Raw genomic sequence first — 17,325 nt, 5'->3', positions numbered from 1 at the left:
CAAACAGGCCGAAGACATGACCGCACCCCGATACCGTTACTTCACCACAACTTCACCCTTGATCGCAGGGCGCCGTCCAGACATGCCAGTTTACTAAATAGGTGAAATTACGGTGCCATGAAATTACGGTGCCAGTTTACTAAATACACAAAATATGTCAATCAAACAGCATGGCTCGCCTCCCTCGCCTCGTGATTCCCGGTTTGCCCTATCATGTCACCCAGCGTGGCAACCGGCGTCAGCAGACATTTTTCGAGGACGGCGATTATGCCCTGTATCGCGATTTGCTGGCGCAAGCGGCGGATCGGGCGGGTGCTGAAATCTGGGCCTATTGCCTGATGCCCAATCATGTGCACATCATCATCGCGCCTTCGGATGAAGACGGACTGCGCCGGACCTTTGCCGATGCGCACCGCCGGTACACCGGTTATATCAATGCGCGTCATCGCTGGACGGGGCATTTGTGGCAGTGCCGCTTTGGCGCCGTCGTGATGGATGAGGCGCATCTGGCGGCGGCGGCGCGCTATGTCTCGCTCAACCCTGTGCGGGCAAGGCTCGTGGACAAGGCGCAGGATTGGCGCTGGTCGAGCGTGGCGGCGCATCTGGCGGGCGAAGATGACGCGCTGGTGACAGTTGCGCCCCTGCTCGAACGCTATGGCCCGTTTGCCGGCTTTCTGGATGCTCCGCGCGCCGACGAAGCGGCATGGACGGCGCTGCGCATGTCGGAAACAACAGGCAGGCCACTGGGCAGCGACGAATGGATAGAAAGGCTGGAAGCGAAAACCGGCAGAACGCTCAAGCCGCAAAAACGGGGGCCAAAGGCGAGGAATGGCTCAACTGCGTAAACCAGCGCCGTGATTCTGGAACCGCAATTCCCCGTCATTCCCCCAGCGCCACAAGCCCCCAAAAATTCCCCTGTCCTACAGCCCACGCCCTCTGTTACGCCCCTGCCCGTCCGATCCGCATTCAGCGTCAGGGTTGCGCGCGGTGTTGGACGCCTTGCAAGGGACGGGGAGTCCATTACCCCGATAAAATGGAGCGTTCGGCGCCGGGGGCGTGAACGCAGGAACAACAAAAGTGCCACGGACAACCGGGCGCGAACCCATACCGTCACATTGTGGCGGGGCCGGTTCGTAAGTTTTTGTTATGTACCTTCAAATCGCCGCATCGGGAGTTTTCCCGCCCGTCGCAGCGATTTCGCCCGGCTCCGTCGGACGATAACATCAACCGGACCCGGCGCCGCGGGGCGGGCCGACCGGACCCACTTCACCGCCCGGACGGGTTTTCGTCCGGGCGGCTTTTTCCGTGGCTTTTCAAATCATTGCAACGATTGAGGCGCCCCGGCGAACGCCGCTCAGGCGCCGAAACGCTCGCGCAGCGCCAGCATGGCGATGGCCGCCTTCGCCGCCTCGCCGCCCTTGTCCTTTTCGGTCCGCCGGGCGCGGGTCAGCGCCTGGGCTTCATTCTCGACCGTCAAAATGCCGTTGCCGATGGGAATCGCATCCATGGAAAGCGCCATCAACCCGCGCGCGCTCTCGTTCGACACCACTTCGAAATGATAGGTTTCGCCGCGGATCACCACGCCGATGGCGACAAAGCCGTCATAGCGGCCGCTCTCCGCCGCCAGCGCGATGGCGCCGGGGATTTCGAGCGCGCCGGGCACCGTCGCCACCTCATATTTATGCCCCGCCTCCTCCAGCGCGGCGGCCGCGCCCTCGATCAGCAGGTCGTTGAGATGGTCGTAGAAGCGCGCCTCGACAATCAGGATTTTCGCCATGATGGGCCAGCCTTTGCCTTTAAAGTTCGATCGGGCGATGCCCAACCACGGACAGGTCATAGCCGTCAAGCGCGATCAGGCTGTGGTGGCTGTTGGTCAGCAGTACCATGTCATGCACGCCCAGTTCCGCCAATATCTGCGCGCCCGCGCCATAGTTGCGCAGCTCGTCCATATCGCCCTGAACGACCCCGGCATGCTGCTGCAGCATCCGCGTCAGCATGTCCGGCTCGTCCCCGCGCAGGACGACGATGATGCCCGCGCCTTCCTCGCCGATAATCTCCATGCAGCGGGCCAGCATGCCCGTGCGCGGCCCCTGCTGGCCGAACGTATCGGTCAGCGGCGTCATCTGGTGCATCCGCACCAGTGACGGCTTGTCGGGATCGACATGCCCCTTCTGCAACACCAGTTGCTCGGTCTGGGTCGCCTTGTTGTAAAAGCTGATCGCCTTCCATTCCCCGCCCCAGCGGCTCGTGAAGCTGGTCTCCGCGCGGCGTTCCACCATATGGTCGTGACGACGGCGATAGGCGATCAGGTCGCGGATCGTGCCGATCTTCATCTTGTGCCTGGCGGCAAAGGGGATGAGGTCGTCGAGACGCGCCATGGTCCCGTCATCCTTCATCACTTCGCAAATGACGCCCGACGGGTTGAGCCCCGCCAGCCTGGCGACGTCGACCGCCGCTTCGGTATGGCCGGTGCGCACCAGCACGCCGCCATCCTTGGCCACCAGCGGAAAGACATGGCCCGGCGTCACAATGTCGCCCTTGCTCTTCGAACCGTCAATGGCCACAGAAATGGTCCGCGCACGGTCGGCGGCGGAAATGCCGGTGGTCACGCCCTCGCGCGCCTCGATCGACACGGTGAAGGCGGTTTCGTGGCGGGTGCCGTTGTGGCGGCTCATCAGGTCGAGGCCCAGTTCATCGACCCGCGCCTTGGTCAGCGCCAGACAGATGAGGCCGCGGCCATGGGTCGCCATGAAATTGATCGCATCAGGCGTCGCCATCTGCGCGGGGATGACCAGATCGCCTTCATTCTCCCGATCCTCGTCGTCGACCAGGATGAACATGCGGCCGTTGCGCGCTTCGTTGATGATTTCTTCCGGGCTGGCGAGCGCCGTGCCGCCCTCGCGCCGGATCAGATAGGATTCAAGCTTGCCCAGCGTGTCGGCGGTAGGATTCCAGTCATCCTCGCCCAGCTTGCGCAGCGAATTGGCGTGCAGCCCGGCGGCGCGCGCCAGGCCAGAGCGCGACATGCCCCCTTCATGCACCAGGGCGCGGACGGTTTCGATCAGACTGGACGACATGGGGACGACTCCTCTTCCCGACGGAATGGAGTGGATATCACATCTCAATGTGATAATATCAAGAGCCAATCACATTGTGCGATTGCGAAGGCTCTGCATCCGGTCCAGATAGCGCGCCAGCACATCGATCTCCAGGTTGAAGGCGCGGCCGGCGTCCAGCCGGTCCAGCGTCGTCACCTGCGCGGTGTGCGGAATGATGTTCAGCCCGAAATGCACCGTCCCGTCGGGCTGATCCTCGACGCTGTTCACCGTCAGCGAAATGCCGTCCACAGTGATCGACCCCTTGGTCGCCAGCGCGCCCGCCAGCGCTGCGGGCGCGGCAATGGTCAGCCGGATCGAATCGCCTTCGGCCGCGGCCGACACCAGAGCGCCCACGCCGTCGACATGGCCGGTCACGATATGCCCGCCCAGTTCATCGCCGACCTTGAGCGCGCGTTCCAGGTTCAGCCGCCCGCCCTGCGCCCACAGGCCCGGCGCGGTGCGCGCCACGGTTTCCGCCGACAGGTCGACCGCAAACCAGTCGTCGCCCTTTTCCACCACGGTCAGGCAGGTGCCCGAACAGGCGATCGACGCGCCGATGGCGACGCTGTCCATATCATAGCCGCAGCCAATGACGAGACGCAGGTCGCCCCGCTGCTCCGCCGTCCTGATAGCGCCGATGTCGGTGATGATGCCGGTGAACATGGGTAATGACGGTCCTGATGCTGGATGACCCCGCTTGGGGTGGGTCGACATTCAGAAGATGGCGAGCCGAAAATGGCGTCTTGTCGCGACCCGGAGCGCAGCGGACTAATGGTCCGTGAGCACCGGAAGCGCAGAGAGGCGCCATTTGCAGGCCGCCAGAGCTGAATGTCGATCCATCCCTAGGCGCTGCGAACCCGCTCGTAAACCTCCAGCCGGTCGACGCCCAGATGGCGCTCATCCGACAATCGCCAGCGGCCATGGGCCTGCGCCAGATCGGCAAGGCCGATGTCCCCGATCCCGGCCAGCCCGGCGCCGATGACGATGGGCGCGCGATAGAGCAGCAGCCGGTCGATCAGATCGGCGCGCAGGAAAGCCGCCGCGGCCGCCGCCCCGCCCTCGACCAGCAGATGGTCGACCCGGTCCAGCGCGACAATGTCCTGCGGCGCGGCGATGGCGTCCCATCCCGGCGGCGCGGCCCCGCGCGTCAGCAGGATGCGGCGCGGGGATCGATCGTCAAGCCCCGCTAGCCGCACGTCGAGGCGCGGCGCGTCGGCGCGCAACGTGCCGCCGCCCACCAGTATCGCGTCCGCCCGCGCCCGCTCCATATGGGCATGGGCGCGCGCCCGTTCCCCGGTGATCCAGCGGCTCTCGCCCGACGCCAGCGCGATCCGCCCGTCGAGCGACAACCCCAGTTTCAGCGTAACATGCGGTCGCCCCAGCGTCTGGCGCAGCACAAATCCCGCCATGGCGGCGGCGGCCTCCTCCGCCATCAACCCCATGTCGACGGCGATCCCCTGATCGCGCAGCCAGGCCGCGCCCTGCCCGTCGGTGCGCGGATCGGGATCGCGCAGGGCGATCACCACCCGCCCTATTCCCGCCCGCGCAATCAGGTCGGCGCAGCGCGGCCCGCGCGGCGACAGGTGGAAACAGGGTTCCAGCGTGACATAGAGCGTCGCGCCCCGCGCCCGCTCCATCGCCTCTTCCAGCGCGCGCGCCTCCGCATGGGGGCGGCCGCCGCGCTGGGTCCATCCCCGGCCGACGACATGGCGCTCGCGCACCACCAGGCAGCCGACATTGGGATTGGGGGTGGAAATACCGCGCCCGCGCGTCGACAGAGCGATGGCCGCCGCCATGAAACGGCGGTCTGCAACCGGGTCGGGGCGTTGTGGCGTCACGCTCAGGGCTGGGCGGCTCCGCCCGCGCCCTCGGCCTGCTCGGCCTTGGCCAGCCGGTCGTCGAGCTGGGCGTTGATCGCCTTCAATGCCTGCTTGCGGCGGGCGGTGTTGCGCGCTTCTTCCTCGCGCCAGTCAATGCCGAAGGCATCGGCCAGCCCCTGCATTTCCTTCTGCTTTTTCTGCAACGCCGCCTCGCGCTTGGCGAGGTCGATCTTCTGCTGCAGGATGATCGCCGCGTCGGACCGGTTCGCGTCCCAGCTCTGGACATAGATGATCTTGTTGCGGGTCGGCATGGTGTTGGTGTTCGCATCGACCACAAAGGCCCACACGATGACCCAGGTCATCGCCGCCGACAGGCCCAGCAGCGGCCATTTATGCGGCCTGTGCTGGCGAAAATAGCCCCACAGGTCGCCAAGCGCGCTCCGGGGGGAAACGGGACGGGGAAAGATGGCCATGGACCTCCTATAGGTCAGCTCCGTTGCGGATGCAAAAGGCGTGATCTCCGTCACAACCCTGTCGCATCGAATCGATCATAGAAGTGCTGCGACCCGAGGGGCGCCGGTTTCACCGGAGCCCGTCCCCTGACCCGGCAGACCGCTTTCAGCGGACTGCCGGGTTTCTTTTTCAGGGTCATTGGGCAGACCGCTTTCAGCGGACCGCCGGGTTTCTTTTCGGGGGTTACAGATCGGCGAGGCGGAAGCGCACGGTCAGAACCTTTGTCGAAGCGACCGGCGCGCCATCGCGCGTAGCCGGCCGGAACCGCCATTTGCGCAGCGCCTGACGTTCGGTCGCCGCCCAGAAGGCGTCGTCGCTGGCCGACAGCCGCTCCACCGCCGTCACCCGGCCGTCGACGCCGATCGACACCCGCACCGTCACATGGCCTTCCTTTTCCAACCGAATCATCGATGGCGGATAATCGGGCTGGAATGCGCTGGCATGGCGGGGGTCGATGGCGGCCTCGACCAGCACCGGCGCGGGCGGATCGGGCACCCGTACCGTCGTTCCCTCGCCTGAACCGATTGACCCGCCATCGCCCACTGGACCGACGGGCGGGTCGGCGGGGCGCAGCGCGCTGTCGTCAAAGGGCGGCGGGAAAATCGGATCGACGGTTGTCGTCGTGGACCGGGTATCGGGCTTGGCCGGATCAGACGGGGTGTCGCTGTTCGGCGGAGGCGGCGGATCCTGCGGCACGGGATAACCCACGATGCCGGGCGGCAAATGCCGCGTTATCATCTCCTTGGGCAGCAGCAGAAAGGCGCCGAGCAACAGGGCGTGAACCGCGATGGTTCCGGCCAGCCCGACGGGCGATCGCCGCGCGCCATAGGCGGATGATTGTCCTTCCCACGCATAAGCCATGATATCCCTCCTCTTTCCGGCAAGTTCGAATGACTCGCCCAAGCAGAGTGATGGTATCTCATATCTGCAATGATACAACATATACTTTCGGACCGGTAGAGAAAGCGCCGCCCCGCCCTTCGCGCGTTCAAAGCAGCGTGTCGACCGCGTGAATGGCCAGCCCCACCAGGCCGCCGACCAATGTCCCGTTGATGCGGATATATTGCAGGTCGCGGCCGACCGCCTGTTCCAGCCTGCGCGTCACGGTGCCCGCGTCCCAGCCGCGCACGGTGTCGCTGACCAATGTCACGATCGACCCGCCATAGCGCGCCGTCACGCCCACCGCCGCGCGCCGGGCGAACCGGTTGATGACGACGCGCAGCCGCGCGTCCTCCTGCAACGTCCCGCCCAGTTGCCGCAGCGCCTCGCCCAGCCGCCCGGCCATCGCCGCGCCCGGATCGCGCGCCGCGCGGAGCAGGGCCGCGCGCGCCTGTTCCCACAGCCCGTCGAGCCAGCGTTGCATCGCCGGATTGTCGATGATCTCGTCGCGCACCCGCGCCACCCGCGCCTGCATTTCAAGGTCGAATTGCAGGTCGAAGGCGAGCTTGGCCATGCCCTCTTCGGCTTTCAGGCGCAGCTTGTGGCCGGGATCGTCGGCCATTTCCGCCAGCATCTTGCGCAGCCCGTCGATGATCGCGTTGGCCAGATTTTCGTCCAGCCCCGTCCAGCGCATGATCTTGCCCGCGCGATCATGCACCATCTGGCGCACCAGATGGTCGTTCGCCTCCAGCGTCTTGTCGGCCCAGCGGATGATGCCATCCATCACCGGGGCATGGCGGCCGTCGCGCATCGCCGCCTCGATCGCCTGCCCCAGCAGCGGGCCGAGATTGACCGTCCGCAGCCGCTGGCCGATCACGCCCTTGACCATGCCGCCCAGCCGTTCCTGGTCCAGCGCGTCCAGCATGTCCGCGACCAGCCGCGACGCCCCCTGCCGCAGGCGTCCGTCGCCGCCCGAAGGACTGGCGAGGAAGCGGCCCACCGTCCCCGCGACATCCAGCGGGCGCATCCGCCGCGCGACGACCGCGGGCGTCATGAAATTATCGCGCACGAAATGGGCGAGCGTATCGCCGATTCGGTCCTTGTTGCGCGGAATGATCGCGGTGTGCGGAATGGGCAGGCCAAGGGGATGGCGGAACAGGGCGGTCACCGCGAACCAGTCGGCCAGGCCCCCGACCATGGCGGCTTCGGCAAAGGCCTGAACGAAGCCGATGAGCGGGTGAAGATGCGCGGTCGACCGGGCGATGGCGAAGATCAACGCCATCGCCACCAGCATCGCCGTCGCCACGGTCCGCATCCGGCGCGCCGGATGGACGGCCAAGCCGTTGCCCATCCCCCTGTTCGCGCGCCGATCAATCATGTCGTTACAATGATTACGTCCCGGCAAAGTTCAGGGAAAGGGGGCAACTGTCGCGCGTTCATTCCGCAGGCTGCGTCTGCCCGTCGGCGTGGCGACGGTCGTCACCCTTTTCATAGGTCAGCAGGCGGCGGCGCAGCGCCGGGCCGATCCGTTCCTCCACGCCCAGCGCCAGGCTGAACACGGCGGGCACGATGACCAGCGTCAGCACCGTCGACAGGATGAGGCCGCCGATCACCGTCACGCCCATCGGCGCGCGCCAGGCGCCATCGCCCGACAGCGACAGGGCGGTGGGCACCATGCCCGCGACCATGGCCACCGTGGTCATCACGATGGGCTGAGCGCGCTTGTGCCCGGCGTCGATGATCGCCTCGAACTTGGGCACGCCCTTGTTCATCTCCTCCAGCGCGAAGTCGATGACCAGGATGGAGTTCTTGGCGACAATGCCCAGCAGCATCAGCAGGCCGATGAACACCGGCATGGACAATGGCTGCCCCGCAATGTGCAGCGCGATCGCCCCGCCCAGCGGCGCCAGCAACAGCGAACCCAGATTGACGAAGGGCGGCATCACCCGCTTGTAGAGCAGCACCAGCACCGCCAGCACCAGCATCACGCCAGAGACGACGGCGATGAGGAAATTCATCAACATTTCCGCCTGCCACTTGCTCTCGCCGGTGTTCAGTTTCTGAACGCCCTGGATCTTGCCGTCCGAAACGGCCTTCATCGTCGGCAATTCGTTGATCTTCTTCATGGCGTCGCTGGTCACCATGCCGGGCGCCAGATCGGCGCCGACGACGATGCGCCGGATCTGATTGTAACGGCGGATCTGCGTCGGCCCTGCGCCAAAGCTGATGTCGGCCACCACCTTGAGCGGCACCGAACCGCCGCTCGCGGTCGGCACCGGCATATTCTCGATGGTCGACAGGTCGCGACGGCTATCCTCGGCGATGGCCACCCTGATGGGGATCTGGCGGTCGCTCAGCGAGAATTTCGCGCTGTTCTGGTCGATGTCGCCGATCGTCGCGATACGGATGCTCTGGCTCAGCGCCGACGTCGTCACGCCCAGTCGCGCGGCCAGATCGAGCCGGGGCTTGATGACGATTTCGGGGCGCTGCATGTCGCCCTGCACGCGCGGCGCCCGCAATTCGGGAATGCCCTGCATTTCGCCGACAAGCTTGTTGGCCACGCTTTCCAACGTCACCGGATCGTCCGACCCGAACATCATGATGATGTCACGGCCAAAACCGCCGCCGGACTGGGACTGAAAATTAACGCGCGCGTCCGCGACCGTCTGGAATTTCGGCGCAACCTTGCGCTCCCATTCCACCGAAGTCATCGGGCGGTCCTTCTTCAGCGTCAGATAAATGTCGGCACTGGTCGGATTGATGTCGGCAAAGGCCGCGTCCACCACGTCGCTGTCGGCGGCCAGCATATCGGCCACGCGCCGGGTTATTGCAGTGGTCTGTTGCAGCGTGCTGCCCGGCACCGTCTCTATCCTCACCTGGCTGAAATCGGTGTTGATCGTCGGCTGGAACGTCATCGGCAACGTCGCAAAGGCAAGGATCGTCGCCAGGAACGCCAGCACGCCGATGCCCAGCGTCCAGATGCGATGATCGAGGAAGCGGGCGGTGAAGCGCGCGCCGCGTGCACGTCGGGCCATGGCCTTGCTCTGGTCGAGCGACCAGCGAAGCACCGCCATATAACGGTCCATCAGCCATCCCTCGCCATGGCTTTCCTCGCCATGGGCCTTCAGGAAATAGGCGGCGACCATCGGCGTGATGAGGCGCGCCACGGCAAGGCTCATCAACACCGACACGACCACCGTCATGCCGAACTGGATGAAGAACTGCCCGGAAATGCCGGGCATCATCGCAACGGGGAAGAACACCGCCACGATGGCCATGGTCGTCGCCAGCACCGCCAGCCCAATTTCGTCGGCGGCGTCGATCGACGCCTGATAGGCGGTCTTGCCCATGCGCATGTGGCGAACGATATTTTCGATTTCCACGATCGCGTCGTCGACCAGCACGCCCGCGACCAGGCTCAGCGCCAACAGCGAAATGCCGTTCAACGTAAAGCCCATCATGTCCATGAACCAGAATGATGGGATGGCCGACAGCGGAATGGCCAGCGCCGAAATCATCGTGGCGCGCCAGTCGCGCAGGAACAGGAACACGATGACGACGGCCAGGATGGCGCCTTCGATCATGGCGGCCATCGCCGAATGATATTGATCCTTGGTGTAATCGACGCTGCTGAACAACTGCTTGAAGCGAACCTTCGGATTTTCCTTCTGCAGCTTGTCGAGAATTTTCATCGCCTCGTCAGAGACGGTGACGTCTGACGATCCCTTCGCCTTCTCCATGGCGAAACTCGTCACCTGCCGCCCGTTCATCAGCGAAAGGTTGCGCTGTTCGGCGTACATGTCGCGCACTTCGGCCAGATCGGCCAGCTTGACCACGCGCCCGCCGGAAATGGCGATCTGCGTCTCGCCCAGCGAACGCGCGCTGTCGGCGTTGCCCAGCACGCGGATCGCCTGCTCCGCGCCCGCGATTTCGGTGCGGCCGCCCGCCGCATTCAGGTTCACCTGACGCAATTGCTGGTTGATCTGCGCGGCGGTGATGCCGTGGGATTGCAGCTTGGCCGGGTCCAGAATGACGCGGATTTCCCGGCTGACGCCGCCGCCCCGCCGCACGGCGGCCATGCCCGATATCGACAACAGCCGCTTGGCCACGGTGTTGTCGACATACCAGGAGAGTTCCTCCAGCGTCATGTCGGTGGCTTCGGCGCTGAAATAGGCGATGGGACCGCCATCGATGTCGACCCGGCTGACCTGCGGCTCCAAAATGCCATCGGGCAGATCGCTGCGGACCTGGTCGATGGCATTCTTGACGTCGGCGACCGCGCGATCGACCGGCGTGCCGATCTGGAACTGCACATTGGTCCGCGAGGAACCCTCCATCGCGATCGACGTGATCTCGTCCACGCCGCTGATCGCGCGAACGGCTGCCTCGACCCGCTGGGTCACCTGCGTTTCCAGTTCCGTGGGCGCGGCGCCGGGTTGCGACACGGTCACGGCGACCATCGGGAAGCTGATGTCGGGATTATTGTTGATGTCCATCCGCATGAAGCTGACCACCCCCGCCATCATCAGGGCGAAGAACAGCACGATAGGGGTTACCGGATTGCGGATCGCCCAGGCGGAAATATTGCGAAAGTCCATCAACTGCGTCTTTCTGCCAGACCTGCCGGCCATTAGCTGTTTTCGCCCCGGCGCCGGGCCGGGGGGCCGATCAGCGCGCCTGCGCCTTTTCAGGCCTGACCACCTGGCCCGGGGCCAGGAACGCGCCGGCCGAAGCCACGATCTTTTCAGAACCGGCAAGGCCGCTCGTCACGGCGACGCCAGCGTCGGACACCTGCCCGACGGTCACGCCGCGCCGCTCGACCTTGTTGCCCGCGCCCACAATATAGACGTAATTGCCCTTGTCGTCGCTTTGCACGGCCGATTCCGGCAACACCGGCGCCTGACCCGATCCGCTGACGATGGTCGCCGCAGCAAAGCCGCCCGGACGGATCGCCCGGTCATAGGGAATGGCGATTCGCACAACGCCGAGGCGGGTCTGGGGATCGATGACGGGCGACACCTGCCACACCCGGCCGGCGAATTTATCGGTCCCGCCCACCGGGGTCACCGTCGCGCCGTTGCCCACGCGCAGCGACTGCAGGTCGGCTTCGCTGACCTGCGCCAGCATTTCCATCTCGCCGCCCTTGGCCAGACGGAACAGGACGCCCGTGCCGCCCGCCACAACCTGGCCCGGCTCGACCGCCCGGGTCAGCACCAGCCCGGCGGCCGGCGCGCGCACGTCCAGCCTGCCGGTGCGGGCGCGCTGCTCGCCCAGTTGCGCCGCGGCGACGTTGACGCGCGCGACGGCAGCATCGCGGGTCGCCGTGCGCTGATCGATGTCAGCCGCGCTGATGAATCCGCGCCCGACCAGCGATTTGGCGCGATCAAGCTGAGCTTGCGCCAGCTTGGCGTCGGCGCGAGCGACCTCAACCTGCGCGGCGAGCGACTTGATCTGTTCCGACTGAACCGACCGTTCGATCACCGCCAGAACCTGTCCCGCGCCGACCCAGTCGCCCGGCTGAACCAGAACCCGGCGCACTTCGCCGCCTTCGCCCACGACGCCTACGGGCATGTCGACCCGCGCCGCCAGCGATCCCGTGGCGGTCACAACGCGGTCGACGCCGGTCTGCCCCGGCGAAATCACCGTCACCACCGGCGCCTGCGTCGAAGGACCGGCGGTTGCCGTTTCCGATCCGCCAACCCGCATCGCCACATAAGCGCCGACAAGCACAATGATCCCCGCAACGCTGGCCGTAATTATCAACCGTCGCCGCCGCTTGCTGTCGCCCGAAGGATCGAAGGCGTGATCACTGGCGAGATGCGTTTCGTAATTCATAGACATTCCGTTCGATGCGGCGGGCACCGCCGCCCCCTGTTCGATGCTGTATTATATAAATAGATCACCCTGCTCAAGCCCCAATTATCGCGGCCCACCGCCGCCTTCGCGGGCATTGGTTTGACAATTGGGCACGGCTATGGCGGGATTAAAGCCCTGCAACGTCCTTAAAGGACACATGGGAGGATGTCTTATGTTTCTGGGCTGGATCTTCATCGGGCTGATCGCCGGCGCCATCGCCCGCTGGATCATGCCCGGGCGCGATCCGGGCGGATGCGTCATCACCATATTGCTGGGTATCGCCGGGGCGCTGCTGGCCGGTTTCGTCGGCCGCCTTGCGGGCTTTTACCGGACAGAGGACCAGGCCGGGCTGATCGCCGCCATATTGGGTTCGGTAGCCGTTTTGGCGATATATCGCGCGTTCGCCGGACGGCGCTGAATATAGCCAAAAAAGCCCCGCCTTGCCGGGCGGGGCTTTTGGGATGCTGGCCTGATGGGCCTTCGACAGAGAGAAGCGATTAACGCACCGATCCGCGACGCACGAGATTGACGATCGCCAGCAATATGATGGCGCCGACCAGCGAGACGAGGAAGCTGTAGGTCGTCAAACCATCATTGATCGAACCGCCGCTGAAGATCAGACCGCCGATGAAAGCGCCGACAATACCCACGACAATATTCAGCAAAATGCCCTGCTGCGCGTCGGTGCGCATGACCATGCTCGCGAGCCAGCCAATGATGCCGCCGACGACCAACCAGAGAATGATACCCATTTCCTTACTCCCAGCCTGTGCCCCCGACTGTCTGGAGTAAAGAACGAGGATAAGGAAAAACGGTTCCCGATACGCTGGCGGAACGGAAGCAAATGAATCGAAAGGGCCGCCCGGCTCCTGTAGCCGGACGGCCCTTTCGTCATGCCATGGAATGGCCGATCAGTATTTCTGCTGCCGTTCGTAGAGAGTCTTGTAATATTGGATGCGCGTGACACGCAGGCCGTGCATGCCCGAACGGTCGACCGCGCGTTGCCAGCCGGCGAACTCCTCCAGCGTCAGGTCATAGCGTTCGCACGCCTCGTCGACGGTCAGCAGGCCGCCATTGACGGCCGCAACCACTTCGGCCTTGCGCCGCACGACCCAGCGCGTGGTGTTGCGCGGGGGCAGGCTGTCCAGCGTCAGCGGTTCACCCAGCGGCCCGACGACCTGTGCAGGCCTTATTTTCTGGTTCTCAATCATTCTCACCTCAGCAGCGGCACTGGCATTTCGCCGAATTCAGTTGCGCATCCCCTTATCCGCATCAGCCCTGAACATGGGCTAAAGCGCGAAGGTAAACGCGACCTTCATCTTGGTTGCCCCACACCTAAACGACTGGCGATCGTCGGATTAAAACAACCGCCGGACGCAACGGCTTCGATCATGCCGCCGGAACGCGGCGCAAAAATATGCGCCAGTTCCTGGACCCAGTCGTCGCCCTGATCCTGCCCCCGCAGGACATGGGCGACCGCGCTCGCCGTGGGGCTGGCCGCCTGCGCGGCGGCCGCCCTGGCGATCAGGAAGGATGCGGCGGGCACCCGCAACCGGCGAACCGGCTGAAGCTGTCCGGCCATCAGGCCACCCCTGCGCGTAAAAGTCAGATCCATGACCGACTCCATAGCCGGGCAATGCATAAGGGTCGGTAAATCGCCCGGTCATTCCCTGTTAGGGCCGGGTGAAAGCCCGGTTAATTGCGCTGGAAAAGCGCGCTTTTGCGCCCTATATGGCGGATCATGCAGCCTGTTTTCGATCTTCCATCACCCCTTTCGGGGCGCCGCATCGTCGTCGCCATGTCGGGCGGTGTCGATTCGAGCGTCGTCGCCGCGCTCGCCGCAAGGACCGGGGCGGAGGTGATCGGCGTGACGCTACAACTCTACGATCATGGCGCGGCGGTCGGCCGCACGGGCAGTTGCTGCGCGGGGCAGGACATACGCGACGCGCGCGCCGTCGCCGACCGCATCGGCATCGCCCATTATGTCTTCGATTATGAAAGCCGCTTTCGCGATTCCGTGATCGCCGACTTTGCCGACGAATATATGGCCGGGCGCACCCCCATACCCTGCGTGAAGTGCAACATGGGGGTGAAGTTCACGGACCTGTTCCAGATTGCCCGCGATCTGGGCGCAGATTGCCTGGCCACCGGCCATTATGTTAGGCGGGTGAAGGGCGCGGCTGGCGCTGAACTCCACCGCGCCGCCGATCCCGCCCGCGACCAGAGCTATTTCCTGTTCGCCACCACCCAGGCGCAGCTCGACTATCTGCGCTTTCCTCTTGGCGGCCTGCCCAAGCCGCAGGTCCGCGAAATCGCGGCCGAACTGGGCCTGTCGGTGGCGCTGAAGCCCGACAGCCAGGACATCTGCTTCGTGCCCGATGGCGATTATGCGAAGATCGTACGGAAATTGCGCCCCGACGCCGATGAAGGCGGCGACATCGTGCATGTCGACGGCCGCACGCTCGGCCGGCACAAGGGGCTGATCCACTATACGGTCGGCCAGCGCAAGGGACTGGAAATTGGCGGCCAGCCCGATCCGCTCTATGTCGTGCGGCTGGATGCGGAAGGCCGCCGCGTGATCGTGGGGCCAAAGGCGGCGCTCGCCGTGTCGGGCGCGATCCTCTCCGACATCAACTGGCTGGGCGGCGATTTCAGCGGGCCGCTGACGGCCAAGGTCCGCTCCATGGCCAAACCCGTCCCCGCGCGGCTGGATGGCGACCGACTGATCTTCGACGCCCCCGAATATGGCGTCGCGCCGGGACAGGCGGCTGTCCTCTACGCGGGCGACCGCGTGCTGGGCGGCGGCTGGATCGCCAGCACCCAAGGCGTGATGGCGCAGGCGGCTTGAGGCTATGTCGTTGTATGCCCGGTCTTGGCTATTTATGGCTTGGGTCTGGCTGCTATTTTTCACATTTCCGATTTGGTTGACGTTCATTGAACGACACTTTGGACCGGATGGCTCTTGGATAGCTGGCACATTTTGGGTCGCTCATGGATTGGTGCCGATGTTCCTGCTGCGTTGCCCAGAATGTGGACTTTCACCATTCAGAAGCAGCAAGAAGTTCATCGCATGGCAGACCATGTGGCCGCGCAGGATATGCGGTCATTGTGGCCATAACCATCGGCGAATGACATCAGCCGAATAGTCGTCGGCCTGGCATTGCCCCCCAAATCCTTGCCCTTTCGCGCACCCGCGCGTAAGGCCCGCGCGTCATGACTCGCTCGCTCACCTTCGCCATTCCCAAGGGCCGCATCCTCGATGAGGCGCTGCCGCTGCTCGCCAAAGCCGGTATCGAACCGGAGGCGGCGTTCCATGACAAGAAGAGCCGGGCGCTGCGTTTTGCCACCAACCGGCCCGACCTGTCGATCATCCGCGTGCGCGCCTTCGACGTCGCCACCTTCGTCGCCCATGGCGCGGCGCAGATCGGCATCGTCGGTTCGGACGTGGTGGAAGAGTTCGACTATTCCGAACTCTACGCGCCCGTCGACCTCAATATCGGCCATTGTCGCCTGTCGGTCGCTGAACCGGCGGGGCTGGAGGGCGAGGACGAGAGCGCGATGAGCCATGTCCGCGTCGCCACCAAATATCCGCACCTCACCCGCAAATATTACGAAGCGCGCGGGGTTCAGGCGGAATGCGTGAAGCTGAACGGCGCGATGGAACTGGCCCCCTCGCTCGGCCTGTCGCGGCGCATCGTCGATCTCGTCTCGTCGGGCGCGACGCTGAAGGCCAATGGCCTGGTTGAAACGCAGGTCATCATGCCCATTTCCGCGCGCCTGATCGTCAACCGCGCCGCGTTCAAGATGCACTCGGCCGAACTGGTCCCGCTGGTCGACGCCTTCCGCCGCGCCGTGGAGGTCAGGGATGCCGCTTAGGCTCGACAGCCGCGACCCCGGTTTCGCCGCCGCCTTTACCGCGCTGGTCGACGCCCGGCGCGAAGCGAACGAGGATGTGTCGCGCGATGTGACCGCGATCCTCAAGCGCGTCCGCGCGGAGGGCGACGCGGCGCTCGCCGACTATACGCAGCGCTTCGACCGGCACGACCTGAACGCCAGCGGCTGGGCCGTGACCCCGGCCGAAACGCGCGCCGCGCTCCATGGGATTTCGACCGAGCTGCGCGACGCGCTGGAACTCGCCGCCGCGCGGATTGCTGCCTATCACGAAAAGCAGAAGCCGCAGGACAGCGACGGCGTCGACGCCGCCGGGGTGCGGCTGGGCGCGCGGTGGAGCGCGGTCGACGCGGCGGGCCTTTATGTGCCCGGCGGGCGCGCCGCCTATCCCAGTTCGGTGCTGATGAACGCCATCCCCGCCAAGGTCGCGGGGGTGGAGCGCATCGCCATCGTCACGCCGACGCCGGGCGGTGACATCAACCCGATGGTGCTGGCCGCCGCCCATATCGCGGGGATAGAGGAAGTCTGGCGCGTCGGCGGGGCGCAGGCCATCGCCGCGCTCGCCTATGGCACGGACAAAATCCGCCCGGTCGATGTGATCACCGGCCCCGGCAACGCCTGGGTGGCGGAGGCGAAGCGCCAGCTTTACGGCGTGGTCGGCATCGACATGGTCGCTGGCCCTTCCGAAATCGTCGTGGTGGCCGATGGCCGCAACGACCCCGAATGGACCGCCGCCGATCTTTTGAGCCAGTCGGAGCATGACCCGACCAGCCAGTCGATCCTGTTTACCGACGACGCGGCCTTTGCCGACGCCGTCGCGCAGGCGGTCGAGCGCCAGATTCCGGCGCTGTCGACCGCCGCCGTCGCCCGCGCAAGCTGGGACGCCAATGGCGCGATCATCCTGGTCGGCGACCTTGGCGAAGCGATGCCGCTGGTCGATCGCCTCGCGCCCGAACATCTGGAACTGGCCGTGGACGATCCCGAGCCGCTGTTCGCGCGGGTCCGCCATGCAGGCTCGGTGTTCCTCGGCCGGATGACGCCCGAAGCGGTCGGCGATTATGTCGCCGGGCCCAACCATGTGCTGCCCACCGGCCGCCGCGCGCGCTTTTCGTCGGGCCTGTCGGTGCTCGACTTCATGAAGCGCACCAGCTTTTTGAGCCTGACGCCCGCCGCCATCGCCGCCATCGGCCCGGCCGCCGTGGCGCTGGCGAAAGCGGAAGGGTTGCCCGCCCATGCCGCTTCGGTGGCGTTGCGCCTGCCCTGAGGCT

Annotated in this window: 17 protein-coding genes; 5 read left to right on the top strand and 12 right to left on the bottom strand. The window is 65.3% G+C overall.

The window, feature by feature from the left end; all coding sequences use genetic code 11:
• The first annotated feature begins 170 nt into the window (after positions 1-170).
• Complete coding sequence (locus GGR44_RS10885; RefSeq protein ID WP_183955596.1) at positions 171-845, top strand: transposase; 675 nt, start codon at positions 171-173, stop codon at positions 843-845.
• Positions 846-1,354: 509 nt separating this feature from the next.
• On the opposite strand, the gene ribH is transcribed toward GGR44_RS10885, so the two are convergent.
• The 9 genes from ribH to GGR44_RS10840 form a co-directional block, all read right to left on the bottom strand.
• Entirely contained in the window at positions 1,355-1,777 is a 423-nt protein-coding gene (gene ribH, locus GGR44_RS10880) for a 6,7-dimethyl-8-ribityllumazine synthase (RefSeq protein ID WP_183955595.1), read from the bottom strand.
• Between the two features lie 19 nt (positions 1,778-1,796).
• A complete protein-coding gene (ribB, locus tag GGR44_RS10875; protein ID WP_183955594.1) occupies positions 1,797-3,077 on the bottom strand; it encodes a 3,4-dihydroxy-2-butanone-4-phosphate synthase in 1,281 nt (426 codons plus the stop codon).
• A 69-nt stretch (positions 3,078-3,146) separates the two neighbouring features.
• Positions 3,147-3,761: a riboflavin synthase gene (locus GGR44_RS10870; protein WP_183955593.1), complete on the bottom strand. Its 615-nt coding sequence runs from the start codon at positions 3,759-3,761 to the stop codon at positions 3,147-3,149.
• Between the two features lie 179 nt (positions 3,762-3,940).
• Positions 3,941-4,894: a bifunctional diaminohydroxyphosphoribosylaminopyrimidine deaminase/5-amino-6-(5-phosphoribosylamino)uracil reductase RibD gene (gene ribD / locus GGR44_RS10865; protein ID WP_183955592.1), complete on the bottom strand. Its 954-nt coding sequence runs from the start codon at positions 4,892-4,894 to the stop codon at positions 3,941-3,943.
• Between the two features lie 44 nt (positions 4,895-4,938).
• Positions 4,939-5,391 (bottom strand): hypothetical protein, encoded by a 453-nt coding sequence (locus GGR44_RS10860; RefSeq protein WP_183955591.1) that lies wholly within the window; start codon positions 5,389-5,391, stop codon positions 4,939-4,941.
• 223 nt (positions 5,392-5,614) lie between these two features.
• A complete protein-coding gene (locus tag GGR44_RS10855; protein WP_183955590.1) occupies positions 5,615-6,292 on the bottom strand; it encodes an energy transducer TonB in 678 nt (225 codons plus the stop codon).
• A gap of 127 nt (positions 6,293-6,419) precedes the next feature.
• A complete protein-coding gene (locus GGR44_RS10850) occupies positions 6,420-7,661 on the bottom strand; it encodes a DUF445 domain-containing protein (protein ID WP_246344561.1) in 1,242 nt (413 codons plus the stop codon).
• An 85-nt stretch (positions 7,662-7,746) separates the two neighbouring features.
• The gene (locus tag GGR44_RS10845; RefSeq protein WP_183955589.1) at positions 7,747-10,908 is read right to left on the bottom strand and encodes an efflux RND transporter permease subunit; all 3,162 of its coding nucleotides are present in this window, start codon (positions 10,906-10,908) and stop codon (positions 7,747-7,749) included.
• Positions 10,909-10,978: 70 nt separating this feature from the next.
• A complete protein-coding gene (locus GGR44_RS10840) occupies positions 10,979-12,145 on the bottom strand; it encodes an efflux RND transporter periplasmic adaptor subunit (protein WP_183955588.1) in 1,167 nt (388 codons plus the stop codon).
• Between the two features lie 193 nt (positions 12,146-12,338).
• On the opposite strand from GGR44_RS10840, the gene GGR44_RS10835 reads away from it, so the two are divergent.
• Positions 12,339-12,584, top strand: a complete 246-nt coding sequence (locus tag GGR44_RS10835; protein ID WP_183955587.1) for a GlsB/YeaQ/YmgE family stress response membrane protein — start codon at positions 12,339-12,341, stop codon at positions 12,582-12,584.
• A 79-nt stretch (positions 12,585-12,663) separates the two neighbouring features.
• On the opposite strand, the gene GGR44_RS10830 is transcribed toward GGR44_RS10835, so the two are convergent.
• The 3 genes from GGR44_RS10830 to GGR44_RS10820 form a co-directional block, all read right to left on the bottom strand.
• The gene (locus tag GGR44_RS10830) at positions 12,664-12,918 is read right to left on the bottom strand and encodes a GlsB/YeaQ/YmgE family stress response membrane protein (RefSeq protein ID WP_183955586.1); all 255 of its coding nucleotides are present in this window, start codon (positions 12,916-12,918) and stop codon (positions 12,664-12,666) included.
• A 159-nt stretch (positions 12,919-13,077) separates the two neighbouring features.
• The gene (gene sciP / locus GGR44_RS10825) at positions 13,078-13,377 is read right to left on the bottom strand and encodes a CtrA inhibitor SciP (protein WP_183955631.1); all 300 of its coding nucleotides are present in this window, start codon (positions 13,375-13,377) and stop codon (positions 13,078-13,080) included.
• 104 nt (positions 13,378-13,481) lie between these two features.
• Positions 13,482-13,781 carry a hypothetical protein gene (locus GGR44_RS10820; RefSeq protein ID WP_183955585.1) on the bottom strand — a complete coding sequence of 100 codons (300 nt, stop codon included), beginning with the start codon at positions 13,779-13,781 and terminating at the stop codon, positions 13,482-13,484.
• Between the two features lie 126 nt (positions 13,782-13,907).
• Here GGR44_RS10820 and mnmA point away from each other — a divergent pair, with 126 nt between their 5' ends.
• The 3 genes from mnmA (at position 13,908) to hisD (ending at position 17,321) form a co-directional block, all read left to right on the top strand.
• A complete protein-coding gene (gene mnmA / locus GGR44_RS10815; protein ID WP_183955584.1) occupies positions 13,908-15,014 on the top strand; it encodes a tRNA 2-thiouridine(34) synthase MnmA in 1,107 nt (368 codons plus the stop codon).
• Between the two features lie 365 nt (positions 15,015-15,379).
• Positions 15,380-16,042: an ATP phosphoribosyltransferase gene (gene hisG, locus GGR44_RS10810; RefSeq protein WP_183955583.1), complete on the top strand. Its 663-nt coding sequence runs from the start codon at positions 15,380-15,382 to the stop codon at positions 16,040-16,042.
• Positions 16,032-17,321, top strand: coding sequence for a histidinol dehydrogenase (gene hisD / locus GGR44_RS10805; protein WP_183955582.1), 1,290 nt, complete (start codon positions 16,032-16,034; stop codon positions 17,319-17,321). The genes hisG and hisD overlap by 11 nt, the downstream gene beginning before the upstream one ends.
• Positions 17,322-17,325 lie beyond the last annotated feature (4 nt).

The sequence above is a fragment of the Sphingobium fontiphilum genome (assembly GCF_014196635.1).
In the GTDB taxonomy this organism is placed as follows: Bacteria; Pseudomonadota; Alphaproteobacteria; order Sphingomonadales; family Sphingomonadaceae; genus Sphingobium; species Sphingobium fontiphilum.
The sequence above is the reverse complement of the archived record's forward strand: the minus strand, read 5'-3'. Positions and strand labels throughout refer to the sequence as shown.